Here is a 16,567-nt window from a genome sequence, read left to right on the forward strand (position 1 = left end):
GCCGCAGGTCGCTCCCGGGAGTTGGGGTACGGGTCCGGGCATGCCGAACCAGGCACCGTATCCGCCCGCCCAGCAGCCCGGCCAGTGGTACCCGCCGGCGCAGCAGCCGGGCGCGCAGGCGTATCCGCCGGCCACCCCTCCCGGGCAGCCACCGCAGCAGCCCGGCCCGTACGGTGCCCCACCGCAGCACCCCGGACCGTAGGGCGCCCCACCGCCACAACAGCCGCCCTATCAGGGGCAGTGACCCCCGAAGATCGCCGATGACCAGCCGCGGAGTCTCCGCGGCCGGTCGACGCGTTTCAGGGGCGTGCGTGAAGTAGTTCGCCGCTGAGCCCCTTGCGGGGCAGCGCACTACTCCACCGCATAGAGCAGCCTGTACTCAGCGCCATGCGCCGTGAAGTGCAGACTGCGCTCACCAGGCGTATCCGTGATCCAGTGCTTCCCGAGCTTGTCATCCGCATCCGGGCCGTCGTCCTCCCCGAGGGAGACAGCGATCCTTCCCGTGAAGTCGCAGTCGTACTTGACGGTGTACATCCGGTCTCCCAGCACCGTTCCGTTCCACACGGTGCCGCGGTCCTGGAGCACAAGCCTCGGCTCATCGAAGCCGCTCCAGCCCTCAGTCGTGACGCACTTGAGCTTCTCCAGATACAGCTTGGCCATACCGTCCCCTGTGAAGGATCCTTCCCGACACTTCACATCCTGCTGAACCTCAATAAACGATCACTAAACGCATGCGGCGATGTGCGGTCCGGGCGGAACGTTGGGGCCTGCACCGTGGAGGTGTCGACGGTGGTGTTCTCCGGCCGTCAGGCGGCCGGGGCGCCCGTGCCGTCGGTGAGCTCTCCGGCAGAGGTGAAGAACGCCCTGAATTCCGGCGGCAGCTTCCCGGAGGTGATCACTGTGCTGACACTGGCCGGAACCGACGGCAGTTCCATGCTTCTCCCTCAACGCGGTCGATGTCCGGCCGTGAGATGGCGTTCGGACGAGCCGGGGCGGCGACTGGAAGGCCCCGGCTCGGACGTGGGGAGGCGCTCACGCTCTTGCACGCATACGCGCAGTGTGGCGGCCGTGGATCAAGGCAGCAGCGTGTCGAGGAAGGTGTTGGAGAAGACCCGGGCCGGGTCGTAGGAGTTCAGTGTGTTCTGGGCGGTGCGCCAGTCGCTGAACGCGGCCGGGACCGTGGTGCCCAGCGTGGAAGGGTCCGTCCAGGGGCCGCTGTCCGTGTAGGCCCAGCCCTTGGACCATTCGGGACGTACGGTCGCGTACGAGCCGGTGTAGGTCTGCCAGATCCATTGCTCCATTTCGCGGAAGAAGGGGGCCGCGCCGGGAGTGCCGGGGTAGGTGGCGAAGTCGAGCCACACCACGGTGTCCCATTCAGGGTGGTCGGGACGGGCGAGGGCCGGCGAGAGGAGGGGGCCGTCGTGCGGGTCGGTGCCGGTGATGCGGAGCTCGATCGGGCCGTTGACGGGGTAGGAGCCGCGACTCTGGTGCGCTGCCAGCACGCTCTTGTAGTGACCGTAGAAGTCGTTCACCACTCGCTGCACATTCGCCCGGGAGGTCAGTACCGCCCAGCCGGCTTCGACGATGCGCAGTGTCGTGGGTTCGACGTACAGCAGACTGTTCTTCGACCAGCCCCAGACGTCCCACGTGCCGGTGACGATCAGCCCGGAGCCGACGATGGACATGGCGAGCTTGGTGAAGTCGGGTGTCTTGTCGCCCCCGCCGGCGGCGATCTCGCCGAGCAACTTCGACATGTCCTCGGTGACGCGGTTGGCGAAGGAGTAGGGGTAGGGCGCGTCGAGCTGTTTGGCCAGCCAGGGCTTGGTCGGTGCCACACTCCACACCTTCAGCCACGGCACATCGGTGAACGGGAACCAGATCGCCTCGACGCGTCCGGTGCCGTCCAGATAGGAGCTGATCGTCCGGCCGCCGGTGCCGGGGGGACCGAAGACGGTGGCGATGTTGACGTCGTACCAGTTACGGCAGCGCAGGCGCGTGTTGGCCGCGGCGGTCATGGTGACTTCGGTGAGGAAGGCGCGGCCCAGGTGGACGAGGAAGGCACGGATGTCGGGGTCGGAGCGAGTGAAGGTCCTGAGCGCGTAGCGGTTTTCCGCCGCGTTCCACACCACGGCTGTGAGTGAGGTGACCAGAGAGCTCAGGGTGCCGAAGCCGGAGCCGGCGGGCGGGCGTTCGCCGGCGGTGGGCAGGCCGGTGCCGTGGCCACCGATGGCGAGGACCCCGCCGATGGTGAGGTCGCCGGGTGCAGTGGTCGCGGCGAGGCCGAGTCCCGAGTCCTCCAGGCGGGCGAGGATGGTGTCGAGGGTCGCCCCGGCCTGCGCGGTGACGCTCCCGGGGTTGCCGCCGCGGACGCTGACCGCGGTGAGGTGGGAGGTGGTGTCGACGATGACGGTGCGGGAGGTGTCGGCGCCGGCGGGTACCACCAGCGGCGACCAGGTGTGGCCCTTGCCCCGGGCGCGGAGACGGTAACCGTGCTCGTGGGCCCAGTTGGCCAGGGTCACCACGTCGTCGGGGGTACGGGCCGAAGCGGTCCAGACGTCCTCGACGACGATCTCCAACGACCAGTTGCGGAAGGCCTGTTGGGAGAGGGGGATGCCGGCGGGGAAGCCGGGCGGTGGGGTGAGGGTGGCCGCGGCGCTGCCCGCGGGGATGCGATGCGCGGGCTGTAGACCTGCTGCCGCGGCGAGCCCTGCAGCGGCGGTCGCGGTCAGGAGCGTGCGGCGGGTGAGGGAAGTTCTTCGAGCGCTGTCATCGGACATGGCTGTCCCTCCGGCACGCGGCGCGCCGCCCCGCTGCACCGCGCACGGGATCGTAGGAGTGAGACCGTACGAGCGCCCCGGTGCGGTGGGGGTGCGGGGAGTGTAAGGTGACGGGCCGTCAGACGCAATGGCCGTGCGCAGGAAGCCGGTGCTACGCGACACGGTCGCGCCCTGCCGCCATCACGATGCGGGCCGGCAGCCACTTGACGGCCAACGCCTGACTCAGGTCACCAGTTGCCGGCGCCGGGGCCGATCAGGCCCCCTTCGTAGGCCAGAACGACGGCCTGAGTACGGTTGCTTGCGCCCAGCTTGGCCAGCACATTGCCCACATGGGTTTTGACGGTCTCCAGGCTCACCCGCAGCTGCGCGGCGGCTTCCTGGTTGGAATGGCCCTTCGCCATGAGTCGCAGAATCTCGGTCTCGCGGCTGGTGAGGGCGGCTGTCCGGGCGCGGGATGTCTTGTCGAGAACGGGCCTGTCAGCAGCGAGGCGGCGAACTGCTTCCGGAAACAGTACGGAATCGCCGGTGGCCACCAACCGGATGGCGTGCGCGATCTGCTGGGCAGGCGCCCGCTTTCGGATGAAACCACTGGCGCCGACCCGCAGGGCGTCATAGACGTGTTCGTCGTTCTCGAATGTGGTGATCACGATGACCTTCGGTGGGTCGGGCAGTGCGGACCGCAGCCGCCGGGTCGCCTCGATACCGTCCACACACGGCATCCGTATGTCCATCAGCACGACGTCGGGGCGTAGCCGTTCGACCATGGGAAGCACATCGGCGCCGTCCGCGGCCTCGCCGACGACGTCCAGGTCGGATTTGGCGGCCAGCAGGGCCCGCAGCCCGGTACGTGTGAGCTCGTCGTCATCGACGACGAGAACAGTGATGGGCGGGTCGGGGGCCAGGGTGGGGCCTGGTGCCTGAGTGGGGCCGATGCTCACGTTCACAGTGCCGAACGTAGCGGAATCCGAGCAGCCAGCCGCCAGCTTGTCCCGTGCTTGTCTGTGGGCCCCGCGGACACCTCACCACGCAGCAGCCGCACCCGCTCGGCGATTCCGGTCAGCCCGTGCCCCTGCTTGCGACCCGGGCGGAACGGCACGGTGCCGTCGAGCGGGTTGATGAGCTCCACCTCCAGCCAGCCGTCACGTACGGCGACCCGCAGACTCATCTCTGCCGTCTCGCTGTGCCGCAAGGAGTTGGTCAGGCCCTCTTGAACGATGCGGTACGCCTCCCGCGACACGGTGGCCGGTACGTCCGCGAGGTTTCCGGCGGTCTCCACGCGCAGCACAGCGCCGGCTTGCCGGACCCGCTCGGTCAAGGGGCCGAGGTCGGCGAGGGTGCGCTGCGGTGTGGTGGACGTCTGCCCTGCCCGCAGGACACCGAGCACATGGTCGAGGTCGTCCATCGCGGCCCGGGAGGTCTCCTCGATGCTGCTGAGGGCGCGTCGGGCCGCCTGCGGATCGCTTTCCATCAGTTCCGCGGCGACCGCAGCCTGGATGGTGGATGCCGTGAGGGTATGCCCGATCGAGTCGTGCAATTCCTGAGCCAGTCTGTTGCGTTGGGCCAGAAGATCCCGCTGCGCTTCCACAGCGGCCAGCAGGTCGGCAGGCCGCGGACCGAGGAGGAGCGGGGCGAGCAGACGCATGACTGCCGCGCCACCCACGGCGACGTATCCGGCGAGCGCCAGGCATCCGGCGAAGGCGACCGCCACCCACAGACCCTGCCACCCGGGCTCCACGTGGAGGGTCCACGCGCCGGTCGTCACCGGACCACCACCGCTCAGCCAGACCGAGAGGAACACCAGGGCCACGAAGACCGAGAGGCAGGTCACGGCGGTCACCGCCACACCGACCGCCAGATGTGCGGTCAAGTACACCGTGGTGCGGAGCCGGTCCACCCAGGGAGAGGCCGGCGATTGCGGCGGGGCGGAAAGAGCAGTGTCCAACAGCCGGTTGGCCAGCCGAACGCATCCCCGGCGCGCCGCACGAGGAGCGCCCATGGCCACCAGCGCCGCGCACAGCGCGCAGCTGAATCCCACGACACGTAGCGCAGCCGGCCACTTCGGCGACGCCGAGACGAGCGCCAGGGCCATCGGCGGCAGGCTCATGACCGCCCCGATCCAGGCGTAAATCCCACTCCGGCAGGCCGCTCTGCCGAAGGGCGAACGCATCATCGTGATCACGGCCTGCACCGTACCCTCGGGCGCCTCGGCGTGCCTCCCCCGAAAGAGCCAGTACCCGGGCCTCCGAATTCCCCCGTCGCAGCGATGCGCAGGAACACCCTCGACTGAGAACGTTGACGGCAACAAGTGACCGATTCGGCGCCTGAAAGGCCGTGATGAAAACGAGATCCGCGTCGCACTCCGCATACCGCACCTCCGCGACAGCAAGGATTGGTGCGGCCGCATGGATCGTAGCCACCGTGCAGTTCTTCGTCGTCCAACTTGTCGTGGAGACCGGCTGGCGCACTCCCTACAGCTGGGCGGAGAACAACATCAGCGATCTCGGCAATGTCGGCTGCCGGATCTGGGACGACTCCCGGCCTCGATATGTGTGCTCGCCGCTGCACGCCGCTATGAACGTCAGCTTCGCCGTCCACGGTGTCCTGCTGCTCGCCGGCGTGCTGCTGGCCGGAGCCTGCTGGGGCCGCGGTGGGATAGCGACAAGTTCCCGAATTCTGCTCGCCATTGGGGCTGGCGGGTGGGTTCTGGTCGGCTTTGTTCCGGCAGACGTCGAAGAGAATCTGCATGTAGGGGGCGCACTTCTCATCATGGGGTTGGGAAATCTCGGGCTTCTCCTCACCGGATTTTCGTCCCGAGACTCACTCTTCGGCGGACTGCGGAGCGTAACCCTCTCGATAGCTGTCGCCGCGGTGCTCGCGGCATGGATGTTCTTCGGTCAGCACGACCCCGGAATCGGACTGGGCGGCCTGGAACGTATCGCGGCCTGGGCCCTGGACGCGTGGAGCCTCGTCATGGCTCTCGCCATACTCCGTGCCCGCCGGTCGGACAACGCGGGCGAACCAGCGAGTCTGCGAAGCGACCATGCGCGGAGCGATGGGTGACGACGCGTCCCTCGGGGCGCCCACCCAGAGGTACGGGGAGGGCCGGCCGCCTTACGCCCGCCTTCACGACGATTCACTCCCGGCCCACGGGTTGCCTCGTCCAGGCCCCGGTATGCCCACGCCACCTGTACCCTCGGCGCGCTACCTTTCCCGGCACCAGCAGGCGTTCTGACGGGGTCAGCCAGTCTCTGACCGGTCACGGACGCAGCGATGAGTTTTCCCGGTCCGGCACGTCTCACCACCGTTGTCGCCAGCACAGGAGGAACACGTGGCCCAGCTACTGAGAGTTCAGAATTTCAACGTCTCGAGTGACGGAATCGGTGCCGGTGAGGACCAGACCCTCGAGAGGCCATTCGGTCATGTCGAGCCCGAGAGGCTGTTTGCCTGGGCCGGCGCCACGGCGAGTTGGCCCATGCGCACCGACCCCGGGGGGAGCCGGGGCCTGGACGACTACTTCACGCGGGACTACGCCCGCAACATCGGTGCAGAGATCATGGGCCGCAACAAGTTCGGGCCTCAGCGCGGGCCCTGGCGCAACCATGAGTGGCAGGGCTGGTGGGGCGACGAGCCCCCGTTCCGCACCCCGGTATTCGTCCTGACCCACCACAAGCGTCCTTCGCTCACTCTTTCCGACACCACGTTCCACTTCGTCGACGGGGATCCGGCCACGGTCCTCGATCAGGCCCGGAAGGCGGCGCAAGGCAAGGACGTCCGGCTCGGCGGCGGGGTGAGCACCATCCGGCAGTTTCTCGACGCCGATCTCGTCGACACCCTGCACGTGGCGGTCTCGCCGGTGAAGCTCGGGTCCGGAGTACGACTCTGGGAGTCCCCGGATGAACTGCTCGACCGTTTCCACCTGGAGGTCGTTCCCAGCCCGAGCGGGGTGACGCACCACCTGTTCTGGCGAAAGTGACCGAAGCGGCCCCCCATAAGACACGTTGACGATTTTTCGGCGACTGGCACGCCCTGACGTGCGCTTTCGGCCAGCGAGGGGAGCGGTCGACCGCTCCGCAGCACGGAAGGTCGCCCCGTCACCGACCAAGCCATCCCCACATGTGCGTGCCACAGTGATCGCTTCGGCATCTCGCCTGGGGGGCCGTCCGACCCTTCGGACGAGGTAGGGCGGCAGTTCCTCAGCTTCGTACCGCCCCCGTCACCAGCCAGGCCTCGCCGTGGGCGCGCCAGGCGAGTGTGGCGAGGCGGGCGAGCATCCATACGCCGATCGCGAGCCACAGGGCCACGAGTCCGCCGCCCGCCAGGTGGACCGCGCCGGCGGCCGGGAGGAAGACGAGGGTGGTCAGGACGCCGGCCACGGCGAGGAAGCGCATGTCGCCGGCGCCGATCAGTACCCCGTCGAGGACGAACACGGGTCCTGCCACGACTTGGAGGACGGCCACCACGACGAGCGCGCTCAGCAGGAGGGACCGCACGTGCGGCGCCATGCCGAACAGTGCGGGCAGCCAGGGGCGGACGGCCAGGAGCAGGAGGCCGACGCCGGTGCCGGCGACGAGACCCCACTGGGTCATGCGCCAGGTCGCCGCACGGGCCGCGGGCGCGTCGCCGGCGCCCAGGCAGCGGCCGGTGATCGCCTGTCCGGCGATGGCGATGGCGTCGAGGGCCAGTGCGAGGAACCACCACACCTGGAAAGCCACCTGGTAGGCGGCGATCTCGTCGTCGCCCATCGCCGTGGCGACGACCGTACCGGCGACCAGGACGACGCGCAGGGTGAGCGTGCGGACGACGAGGTTCACCCCGGCCGTCGCGGCGGCGCGGAGCCCCGCCAGGTCGGGGCGCAGCGGGGCCCCGTGGCGGTGCGCGGCGCGCAGCACCGTGGCCACGTAGACGGCGCCGCCGGCGGTCTGGGCGATCACGGTGCCCCATGCGGAGCCGGCGATGCCCCAGTGGAGGCCGTAGACGAAGGCTGCGTTGAGCGCGGCGTTGCCCACGAAGGTGGCCACGGAGACGGCCAGGGGCGTGCGGGTGTCCTGCAGCCCGCGCAGTACGCCGGTGCTGGCCAGGGCCACGAGCATGCCGGGTACCCCGAAGAGGCTGATGCGCAGGTATGTCTCGGCGTGCGGGGTGACGGCCGCGGAGGCGCCGAAGGCGTCGACGATGGCGGGGGCCAGTGGCCAGCCGGCGAGGATGACCAGCAGGCCGATGCCGACGGCCAGCCAGATGCCGTCGAGTCCTTGGCGGATGGCCTGGTCGAGCCGGCCGGCGCCGACCAGTCGGGCCACGGCGGCGGTGGTGCCGTAGGCGAGGAAGATGCAGATGTTCACCAGGGTGCCGATCGCCTGCCCGGCGACACCGAGGCCGCCGAGGGGAGCGGTGCCCAGGTGCCCGACGATGGCGGAGTCGGTGAGCAGGAAGAGGGGTTCGGCCACGAGCGCGCCGAACGCGGGCAGGGCAAGGCGCCAGATTTCCCGGTCGTGGGCGCGCGCGGAGATCCTCGGGGAGGCAGGGGCGGGGGTTGGGTCGGGCGGTGGGGTCATCCGTGCTCCGGGGTGTGGGGCCGGTCGGGGGCCGTGTCGGGGCGGTGGTCCAGTTCCTCCGCGATCGTGCGCAGGAGGTCGGCGCGGGCCGATCGGTGCGAGAACGGGAAGAAGTGGCCGCCGGGTACGCGGTGGGCGGTGAAGCGGCCGCGGGTGCAAGCCCCCCAGGCCTGGACCGAGGCCCAGGCCACCACGGTGTCGTCCGCGCCGGCGAAGGCCGTGACCGGGCAGTTGAGGAGGCTTCCGGGGCGGTGCCGGTAGGTGTCGGTGAGGGCGAAGTCGGCCCGTACGGCGGGCAGGAGGAGTTGCAGCAGTTCGTCGCTGTCGAGGACGGGGGCCGGGGTGCCGCCCAGGGCGCGTAGTCGGGCCTTGAGTTCTGCGTCGGTGGGCTCGCGCCCCGGTGGTGATCCCGTCCGCCCGGCCGCGGCGCGGGCGGCTATGGGGAAGAGGTGGCTCACGGGCGTGCCTTCGCGTTCCAGGCGGAGGGCGAGCTCGAAGGCGAGGACGGCGCCGAAGCTGTGGCCGAGCAGGGCCAGGGGTCGTGCGGTGTGGGGCCGGACGGCGTCGGTGAGGTCGGCCAGGAGGGTGTCGAGGTCGGTGTGGGGTTGCTCGTCGGTGCGCAGGCCGTGGCCGGGTGGTTCGTAGGCGAAGGGTTCGATGGTGGCGGGCAGGTCCTCCTCCCAGCCGGTGAACAGGCCGGCCGAGGCGCCGGCGCCGGGCAGGCACACCAGTGCCGTGGCCCCGGCGTGCCTGCCGCCCGGTGGCGAAGGTGAAGGCAAACGGGAAAGTGCGGGGGAGGGGAGGATCGTCACCACGAGGCGGGCACCGCCCCGCGCCCAGGGTCCTGCCCGGTGGTGCCGTAGCGCTCCCGCAGCTCGCCGGCGAGGCCGGGGAGCAGGGGCGCGGCCCATGTGGCGAGGGTCCGCAGGCCGTGCAGGGCCAGGGCGGGGTCGGGGGTGGCGCGGCCGGCGAGCAGGGCGAGCAGGTGGGCGGTGGTCTCGGCGGCCTGGCGGAGGCTGAAGGTCTCCAGGGTGTAGGCGCGCAGCATGCGGTCGCGGTAGCGGCCGAGGACCTCGGTGGTGGTGGGGTCGGGTGGGGCGGGCCGGTCGTAGGCGGTCAGGGCGGTGTGCAGTGCGGCGAGGGGGCGTTGCAGCCGGGTGTCGAGGGTGGTGAGGAAGTCCTTCTCCGAGAAGTCGGCGGGCTGGTGTTCGGGGTTGGACAGGGCGAGGTGGAAGCGGACGGCATCGGCGCCGTGCTTGGTGACGAGGTCGCGGGCCCAGATGAGGTGGCCCCGGCTGGTGGAGAACTTGGCGCCCTCCAGGTGGAGGAACTCGTTGGTGAGGATCGCGGCCGGTTCGGTCAGGCCGCCGTGGGCGAAGCGCAGGCCGAGGTGGGCGAAGGCGAAGTAGAAGGTGTTGTCGTAGCCGAGGAACTGCACCAGTTCGTCACCGGCGTCGCGGGCCCCAAGGTCCGGTGTTGCCTGGTCGGGGTCGAGGCCGGCGCGGGCGGTGGCGGCCATGTGGGTCAGGCCGGGCAGCATTTCGGCCCAGACGTTGAGGACCTGGCCGGGGAAGCCGTCGACCGGGACGGGGATGCCCCAGTCGGCGGGGTAGCTCACGGGGAAGTCGGGCAGCGGCCGGGCCAGCATCTCCGCGACGAAACGCAACACGTGCGGCCGCATGGTTGCCTGGTGCCGGGTGTAGTAGGCCTCGAACCGGTCCCGGTAGTCCTCCAGGGGCAGGACGAGGATGTCGGTCCGGCGGGGTTCGGTGGCGGCCTGCTCGGCGGCGCCGCTGGGCGCCTGGTACAGCAGGGTGGCCGGCTCGTTGGGATGGCCGCAGGTTTCGCAGATCGCACCGCAGGTCTCGGCGAGGCACTCGGGGCAGTGCCCCGCGGCGAACCCTTCGAGGAGGTGGTGCCCACTTGACGGGTCGTAGGGGAAGGTCCAGGTGCGCCGGGCGAGGCGGCCGGCACGGTGGAGTTGGGCGAAGAAGTCCCCGACATGGGTGCGGTAGGTCCGGTCAGGGGTGGTGAAGGAGTCGACGGCGATGTCGGCGAGGCGGAGGGTTTCCCGGATGTCGCGGTTGCAGCGTGCGGCAAGTTCGGTGGGTTCCACGCCCAGCCGCCGCGCGGTGGTGACCACGTAGCTCTGGTGGTCGTCGCCGCCGGTGACGTACAGGGCGGTGTGGCCCAGCATGCGCTGGGCCCGGCAGAAGACGTCGGCGGCGAGGTAGGGGCCCGAGAGGTGGCCGAGGTGCAGGTCGCCGTTGGTGGTCGGGGGCGTGGCGGTGACGAGGAAGGAGCGGGGACGCTCCGTGCGCCCGGCGGTCATCGGGCGGCCCCGAAGGGGCCCATGGACCACACGGACACCATCTCCAGTTCCTCCTCGGCGGAGGTGTTCTCGAAGTGGTGGCGCCTGTTGGAGTCGACGACGAAGGCGTCGCCGGGGCCGATGGCCGTGCTCTCACCGTCGAGGTGGAGCAGGCCGGTGCCGCGCACGACGTAGAAGTGCTCGTGATCGGCGTGGGAATGGGGCGTGGTGGTGGCCGCGGGGGCGACGGTGCACACGCCCATCCCGGCCTCGGACGGGCCCGTCGAGCCCCAGGGCAGGATCCGGCGGAAGTCGCAGCCGTATTCCTGTGTCGTCGTGGCGTCGGCCCGTCGCTGAATGGGGGTGCTGCTCACGCGTCGGCTCCTTCGAGGGCGTCGGGGAGGGGAAGCCGTCCGGGGCCGGCCGGATCGGGGCCGGGACCGAAGACGGAGTCGAGGATGCGGGCGGACCGGTGGGCGAGGACGGACAGCAGGGTGCTGCTCAGGCCGTGGGAGTGCTCGGCGGCGCCGTGCAGGAAGATGCGGGGCCGGCAGTCGGCGGTCGTTTCCACGGAGTAGTCACGCCGGATGCGCAGGGTGCCGTCGGGGGCGCGCAGGAGCAGGGGTTCGAGGCCGGTCAGCAGGTCACCGGCCTCGCGGAAGTCGTAGCCGGTGGCCAGGACGACGGCGTCGAACCGGCTGGTGAGGGCCTGCCCGCCGGAGGGGGCGCGCAGGGTGACGAGGGCGGTCGGGCCGTCGGCCCGGCAGGCCGCCAGTTCGGTGAACCGGCACAGGCGCAGCCGGTCCTCGCCGCGGACGCGCTGGTCGTAGAGGAGCTCGGCGATGGCGAGGATGTCCTCGTCGTCGACGGCCGCGTAGTTGGTGGTGCGCAGCTCGGCCAGGATGGTGTGGCGGCGGGTGGCGTCGGCGGCGTGGAAGAGGTCGACGGACGCCGGGTCGAAGATCTCGTTGGCCAGCGGGCTGCTGTTGGCGGGGACGAGGGCGAACCCGCGGTGGGCCAGGGTGATGTCGGCGTAGGGGAATTCGCGGGCCAGGTAGCGGAAGACCTCGGCGGCGCTCTGGCCGGCCCCGACGACGAGGAAGCGGTGCGGCAGGTCGCGGCCGCGCTGGTGGAAGCGGTCGATGCTGGGCAGGAAGGTGCTGCTGTGGAAGGTGACACCGCTGTCGAGGGCGTCGCGCTCGACTCCGGCCGGAACGACGGGCCGGCCGCCGGGTGCCAGGGAGACATGGTCGGCGGCGATGGTGTGCTTGTCCCCGGTGAGGTCGCGGTAGTCGACCTCCAGGTGGGTGACGCCCCCGTCGGTACCGGTGACCGGCCGGACCCGTTCCACGAGGTAGCCGTAGGAGACGTGGTGGGAGAGCCGGTCCGCGGCCCAGCCGAAGTAGTCGGCGTATTCGCGTCGGGTGGGGTGCAGGGTGCCGAGGTTGAGGAACTGTTCGAGCCGTCCCTTGCCCACCAGGTAGTTGGTGAAGGAGAACGGGCTGGTGGGGTCCTGGGGACTGACGAGGTCCTTCAGGAAGGCGATCTGCATCCGGGTGCCGTCCAGGAGCATGTCGGGATGCCAGCTGAAGGCGGGCCGGGCTTCCAGGCAGTGCAGGCGGGCCCGTACGGACGAGGCGCGGGTGGAGTCGCACACGGCGGCGAGCGACAGGTGGGACGGGCCGAAGCCCACGCCGAGCAGCCCGTAGTGCGGGTACCGCCGCAAGGGGGTGCCGGTCACGCGGATCGGCCCTCCTCGTCGGTGCGGAAGGAGGCGAGGTGATGGACGGTGCCCTTGCGGGTGAACAGGTCACGCAGCGCGAAGGAGAATCCTTGCGCGCGGGCGAGCGAGGCGACCTTGAGCGCCGCCAGGGAGCTGCCGCCCAGTTCCAGGAACGGGGTGTGCACGTCCACCGCGTCACTGCCGGTGCGCAGCACGGTGGCCCAGATGTCGGCCAGGGCCACCTCATTCGGGGTGCCGGGTGGCGCGGTGGGCCCGCCGGGAAGGGGCCGTGGGGTCGTGGCTGTGGGTGCCGACTCGTGCGCGGGGCGGGGCGGCAGGCAGCCGGCGACGCGGTCGAGGAGTTTGCCCAGGGGTTCGCCACCGCCGTCGGCGATGGCCTCCAGGACGTCGCGGAAGGCGCCCATGACGCGGTCGACGGTCTCGCGGTCGAAGTGGGCGAGGTCGTACTCGGCCTGGAAGGTCAGCTCGTCCTCGGCCATCACCCCGATGGTGAAGGGGTAGTTGGTCCAGCCGAGGTTGCGCTCGTGCCGGACGGTGATGCCGTCGCGGCCGGCCCACCCGATGCCGTGGGGGATGTTCTCGAAGATCAGCAGCGATTCGAAGAGGGGGCGGCCGCTGGGGACGTCGGGATGTTCCTGGATCAGGGGCAGGGGGTAGTGCTCGTGGGCCCGGGCGGTGACCTGGGTGCGCTGGACATCGTGGAGCCACCCGGCTACGGGCCGCGCGGGGTCCAGGGTGAGCCGCATCGGCAGGATGTTGACGAAGATGCCGGCCATGTCCTCGATGTGGGACAGGCCGACGGGCCGGTGGGTGATGGTCATCCCGAAGCACACGTCGTGCTGTGCGCTGAGCCCGGAGATCACCGTCGCCCAGGCGCCCTGGATGAGCGAGTTGAGGGTGAGCCGGTGGGCCCGTGCGTAGGCCGTCAGCCTGCCGGTCAGGTCGGTCCCGACGGGGTAGGCCGCGCCCGCGTGCATCTCCTGGGGACTGGCGGACAGGCCGGGCCGGGCCGTGCGGCCGATCGTGGTCGGCCCCTCGAAGCCCGCGAGGTGCCCGGTCCAGTAGTCCCGTGAGGCACGGCCGTCCTGGGCGCGGACGAAGGCGACGTAGTCGCTGAAGGGGCGGGTGGCCGGCAGGTGGGGCGGGGTGCCGCGGCGGCGGGCGTGGTAGATCTCCAGGGAGTCGCGCAGGAGCAGGAAGAGCGACCAGACATCCAGGATGAGGTGGTGGTAGCTCATGACGAGCCGGTGCCGGTCGGGGCCGGTGCGGATGACGGCCAGCCGGAACAGCGGGGCCTGTTCGTAGGCGAAGCCGCGGCGCCGGTCCTCGGCGAGGTGGGCGTCCAGCAGGCCGGGTTGCCGCCCCTCAGGCATGCTCGACCAGTCAAGAACGGTCCACTCCAACGCGGCCTGCCGCTGGACGACCTGCAAGGGTTCCGCCAAACCGTTCGCCGCGATCCACGACCGCAGGATCTCGTGCCGGTCGACGACCTCCTGCCAGGCCCGGTGGTAGGCGTCGAGATCGAGTTCGCCTTCGAGGGTGTAGAGGAACTGCTCGACGTAGACACCGGAGTCGGGGTCGAGCAACGAGTGGAAGAGCATGCCCTTCTGCATCTCGGTGACCGGGTGCACCGTGGCGATGCCATCGGGCTCGGCGGCGATCCGCCGTACGACCTGGAGGTCCTCGTCGGCCACGGTGAAGGGCGCGGCGACGAATGCGCCGTCGAGGTCCCCGCGGTCATGGCGCCGTTCCTCGACGACGGCCGCGGTCTCCGCGATCGTTGGTGTGGCGAAGAACTGGGTGGAACTCAGCCCCAGTCCCTTCGTATTGGCCTTCGCGCTGATGAGGAAGCCTTGGATGGAGTCGCCGCCGAGCGCGAGGAAGTCGTCGTGGATGCCGACCCGCGGCAGGCCCAGCACCTCCTCCCACAGCCCGCACAGGTACTGCTCCAGCGCGTTGCGCGGCGGGTGGTACTCCTCCGACAGCTCCAGCCGGACCCCGTCCCGGTCGGCCAGCGCCCGGCGGTCCACCTTGCCGTTGTGCGTGAGCGGGATGGCGTCGACGACCGTGAACGCGGCAGGGATCATGTAGTCGGGCAGCAGTCCCACGAGGCGGGCGCGGATGTCGGCCGCGGTCGGTGGTGTGCCGTCGCACGTGAGGTAGGCGATCAGGCGCTGGTGGCCGCCCGCGCCCCGGCGACCCACGGCGACGGCCGCGCTGACCCCGGGGACCTCGCGTAATCGGGCCTCCACTTCGCCCAGTTCCACCCGGTAGCCGGCGATCTTGACCTGGTCGTCCAGACGGCCGAGCAGTTCCAGGCGGCCGTCGGCCGCCAGCCGGCCCAGGTCGCCGGTGCGGAACAGCCGGCCGTGCGGGCTGTCGGTGAACTTCGCCTGCGTCAGCTCGGGCAGGCGGTCGTACCCCTCGGCCATGCCGGCGCCCGTGAGGCAGAGTTCCCCGGTCTCGCCGTCGGGGACCGGGCGCAGCTCCTCGTCCAGGATCAGCGGCGTGAGCTCGGCCGGCCTCCCGACCGGCACGAAACCGTCGTACGTGGCGCCGGGCCGGCATTCCCAGTAGCCGGCGTACAACGCTTCCGTCAGGCCGTAGACGTTGAACAGCCGGGCCGGCAGACCGACGGAGAAGAACGCCTCCGGCAGCGATCCGGGCATCGCGTCACTGCTGCAGAAGACGTACTTCAGCGAGGAGAGGGATGCGAAGCGGGGGTTGTCCAGCATGCCGGAGAGCAGCGCCGGCACCACCATCAGCGTCGTCACCCGGCCCGCGTCGAGCCATTCGACGAGCCGGTCCGGATCCTTGTGCTCACCCGGCGGCACGACCACGGCGGTGCCGCCGGAGAGCATCGGCCAGAAGACCTCCCGCACCAGGTTGGTGATGCTGAGTGTGGTCCGCAGCAGGTGCCGGTCACCGCGCTCCAGGGGGAACGTCCGCTGCAGCCACTGTTGTCCGCTGAGCAGGGCGCGGTGGGTGAGCATGACGCCCTTGGGAGTGCCCGTGGAGCCGGAGGTGTAGAAGATGAACGCGAGGGCGTCGTCGGCCAGGCGTACGGGTGCGGCGAGCGGTGCCGCGCCCTCGTGCAGCAGGTCCTCGACGGCGACGGCACGCACACCGGACGGCCAGGACGCATCGATCAGGGCGCGTTCGGTGAGCACGACGCGGGCCCGGGAGAACTCCAGGATCGTCCGGCGCCGCTCGGCCGGATCCTCCGGGTCGACGGGCACACAGACCGCGCCGGCGCGCAGCAGGCCGAACAGGGCCGGCCACAACTGCAGGGACCGCGTCAGATGCAGGCCCACGCGGTCACCGGGCCGCACGCCCAGCGACACCAATCCGGCCGCGACCCGGTCGGCACCGGTCTCGGCCTGTCCGAAGGCCAGGGTGTCGTCGCCGAGGAGAGCGGCGATCCCTTCCCCGTCCGTCCGTGCCTGGTTGGTCAGCAGATCGTGCAGAAAGGGCATGGAGAAACCACCGATCTCCGCCAGTCGCGGAAAGGTCTGAGTGGGACTGCGGTGCACACGTGTGGGACTGCGCTGCATACGTAAGGAAGCGTGGGAAGGGCGTCATGGTCCTGTGCCACAGGCATGTTTAATTGACCCGCAAGGAACGCGGAAGGGCAGGAATCGGACGTCTGCCAGCCCACCGGCCCCAGACAGCATCCGACCCGCGACGGGGTGGACTCCACGCGCGGGAACACCCTTGAACCCCATGGCCAGCGCGGCGGTGCAGGAGCCGGGGCCGCCGTCGACCTCCACCACCGTCCGCAGCCCGACGGTGGGGAACGCCGACGACTCCATGGGGAACGTGGTGCGCAAGGGGACCCAGAGCACAGCAGGCACGTCCCAGAACGCCGCCAACTCGCCCTGGCCATCGGTGAGTTCCTTGCCGGCCCGGGGCGACCTCACGCCGTGGACCTGGGCAAACGTGGTGAACGCCGCCTGGGCGCGGCCGCGGTCCTCGGCGTTGCAGATCCCCGCCGACGGCTTCCTTCCCGCCCGGCGGCGCCGGCTCAGGGGGGGAGGTGAAGACTTTGGCCGCTTTGTGAACGCAACCTTTTGCCCGCGGCTCTCAGGGGCATCTCGGCCAGCGCCTTCCAGAAGTCCGGGCACCGTCCTCACTGCGGGCGAGCACCAGGCGCGCATGCCCCGGCGGGCACGCCACCGACGCT

Annotated in this window: 15 protein-coding genes; 4 read left to right on the top strand and 11 right to left on the bottom strand. The window is 70.6% G+C overall.

Features of this window, described 5'->3' with window-relative positions:
• The first annotated feature begins 40 nt into the window (after positions 1 to 40).
• On the top strand, positions 41 to 202 hold the full coding sequence (locus tag ACZ7MX_RS22290; protein ID WP_472134629.1) for a hypothetical protein: 162 nt from the start codon (positions 41 to 43) through the stop codon (positions 200 to 202).
• Between the two features lie 149 nt (positions 203 to 351).
• On the opposite strand, the gene ACZ7MX_RS22295 is transcribed toward ACZ7MX_RS22290, so the two are convergent.
• The 5 genes from ACZ7MX_RS22295 to ACZ7MX_RS22315 form a co-directional block, all read right to left on the bottom strand.
• The gene (locus ACZ7MX_RS22295; RefSeq protein ID WP_472134631.1) at positions 352 to 660 is read right to left on the bottom strand and encodes a hypothetical protein; all 309 of its coding nucleotides are present in this window, start codon (positions 658 to 660) and stop codon (positions 352 to 354) included.
• A gap of 146 nt (positions 661 to 806) precedes the next feature.
• Positions 807 to 935, bottom strand: coding sequence for a hypothetical protein (locus ACZ7MX_RS22300; protein ID WP_472134633.1), 129 nt, complete (start codon positions 933 to 935; stop codon positions 807 to 809).
• A 138-nt stretch (positions 936 to 1,073) separates the two neighbouring features.
• Complete coding sequence (locus ACZ7MX_RS22305) at positions 1,074 to 2,777, bottom strand: cholesterol oxidase substrate-binding domain-containing protein (protein WP_472134635.1); 1,704 nt, start codon at positions 2,775 to 2,777, stop codon at positions 1,074 to 1,076.
• Between the two features lie 227 nt (positions 2,778 to 3,004).
• Positions 3,005 to 3,721 (bottom strand): response regulator transcription factor, encoded by a 717-nt coding sequence (locus tag ACZ7MX_RS22310; RefSeq protein WP_472134637.1) that lies wholly within the window; start codon positions 3,719 to 3,721, stop codon positions 3,005 to 3,007.
• The gene (locus ACZ7MX_RS22315; protein ID WP_472134639.1) at positions 3,718 to 4,644 is read right to left on the bottom strand and encodes a sensor histidine kinase; all 927 of its coding nucleotides are present in this window, start codon (positions 4,642 to 4,644) and stop codon (positions 3,718 to 3,720) included. Before ACZ7MX_RS22315 ends, ACZ7MX_RS22310 begins: the two co-directional genes overlap by 4 nt.
• Before the next feature lie 127 nt (positions 4,645 to 4,771).
• Here ACZ7MX_RS22315 and ACZ7MX_RS22320 point away from each other — a divergent pair, with 127 nt between their 5' ends.
• The 3 genes from ACZ7MX_RS22320 to ACZ7MX_RS22330 all read left to right on the top strand — a co-directional run bounded on the left by ACZ7MX_RS22320 (position 4,772) and on the right by ACZ7MX_RS22330 (position 6,750).
• Positions 4,772 to 4,903: a hypothetical protein gene (locus ACZ7MX_RS22320; RefSeq protein ID WP_472134641.1), complete on the top strand. Its 132-nt coding sequence runs from the start codon at positions 4,772 to 4,774 to the stop codon at positions 4,901 to 4,903.
• Between the two features lie 292 nt (positions 4,904 to 5,195).
• Entirely contained in the window at positions 5,196 to 5,837 is a 642-nt protein-coding gene (locus ACZ7MX_RS22325) for a DUF998 domain-containing protein (protein WP_472134643.1), read from the top strand.
• Positions 5,838 to 6,105: 268 nt separating this feature from the next.
• Entirely contained in the window at positions 6,106 to 6,750 is a 645-nt protein-coding gene (locus ACZ7MX_RS22330; protein WP_472134645.1) for a dihydrofolate reductase family protein, read from the top strand.
• Positions 6,751 to 6,970: 220 nt separating this feature from the next.
• Here the strand turns inward: ACZ7MX_RS22330 and ACZ7MX_RS22335 are convergent, their stop codons facing one another.
• From ACZ7MX_RS22335 to ACZ7MX_RS22360, 6 genes are read right to left on the bottom strand one after another with little or no spacing between them, the layout of a single operon-like run.
• The gene (locus ACZ7MX_RS22335; RefSeq protein ID WP_472134647.1) at positions 6,971 to 8,329 is read right to left on the bottom strand and encodes an MATE family efflux transporter; all 1,359 of its coding nucleotides are present in this window, start codon (positions 8,327 to 8,329) and stop codon (positions 6,971 to 6,973) included.
• Entirely contained in the window at positions 8,326 to 9,108 is a 783-nt protein-coding gene (locus ACZ7MX_RS22340) for a thioesterase II family protein (protein WP_472134649.1), read from the bottom strand. Before ACZ7MX_RS22340 ends, ACZ7MX_RS22335 begins: the two co-directional genes overlap by 4 nt.
• 29 nt (positions 9,109 to 9,137) lie before the next feature.
• Positions 9,138 to 10,661, bottom strand: coding sequence for a class I tRNA ligase family protein (locus ACZ7MX_RS22345; protein ID WP_472134651.1), 1,524 nt, complete (start codon positions 10,659 to 10,661; stop codon positions 9,138 to 9,140).
• A complete protein-coding gene (locus tag ACZ7MX_RS22350) occupies positions 10,658 to 11,014 on the bottom strand; it encodes a cupin domain-containing protein (protein WP_472134653.1) in 357 nt (118 codons plus the stop codon). Before ACZ7MX_RS22350 ends, ACZ7MX_RS22345 begins: the two co-directional genes overlap by 4 nt.
• Positions 11,011 to 12,381, bottom strand: coding sequence for a lysine N(6)-hydroxylase/L-ornithine N(5)-oxygenase family protein (locus ACZ7MX_RS22355; protein ID WP_472134655.1), 1,371 nt, complete (start codon positions 12,379 to 12,381; stop codon positions 11,011 to 11,013). Before ACZ7MX_RS22355 ends, ACZ7MX_RS22350 begins: the two co-directional genes overlap by 4 nt.
• Positions 12,378 to 15,860, bottom strand: coding sequence for an amino acid adenylation domain-containing protein (locus tag ACZ7MX_RS22360; protein WP_472134657.1), 3,483 nt, complete (start codon positions 15,858 to 15,860; stop codon positions 12,378 to 12,380). The genes ACZ7MX_RS22355 and ACZ7MX_RS22360 overlap by 4 nt, the downstream gene beginning before the upstream one ends.
• Positions 15,861 to 16,567 lie beyond the last annotated feature (707 nt).

The sequence above is a fragment of the Streptomyces sp. NPDC107765 genome, from assembly GCF_055657085.1.

Excerpts from the sequence above, each read along its gene's own strand:
- ACZ7MX_RS22360 (WP_472134657.1), bottom strand. The coding sequence starts at position 15,860 with ATGCCCTTTCTGCACGATCTGCTGACCAACCAGGCACGGACGGACGGG.
- ACZ7MX_RS22290 (WP_472134629.1), top strand. The coding sequence starts at position 41 with ATGCCGAACCAGGCACCGTATCCGCCCGCCCAGCAGCCCGGCCAGTGG.
- ACZ7MX_RS22335 (WP_472134647.1), bottom strand. The coding sequence starts at position 8,329 with ATGACCCCACCGCCCGACCCAACCCCCGCCCCTGCCTCCCCGAGGATC.
- ACZ7MX_RS22300 (WP_472134633.1), bottom strand. The coding sequence starts at position 935 with ATGGAACTGCCGTCGGTTCCGGCCAGTGTCAGCACAGTGATCACCTCC.
- ACZ7MX_RS22320 (WP_472134641.1), top strand. The coding sequence starts at position 4,772 with ATGGCCACCAGCGCCGCGCACAGCGCGCAGCTGAATCCCACGACACGT.
- ACZ7MX_RS22305 (WP_472134635.1), bottom strand. The coding sequence starts at position 2,777 with ATGTCCGATGACAGCGCTCGAAGAACTTCCCTCACCCGCCGCACGCTC.
- ACZ7MX_RS22295 (WP_472134631.1), bottom strand. The coding sequence starts at position 660 with ATGGCCAAGCTGTATCTGGAGAAGCTCAAGTGCGTCACGACTGAGGGC.
- ACZ7MX_RS22345 (WP_472134651.1), bottom strand. The coding sequence starts at position 10,661 with ATGACCGCCGGGCGCACGGAGCGTCCCCGCTCCTTCCTCGTCACCGCC.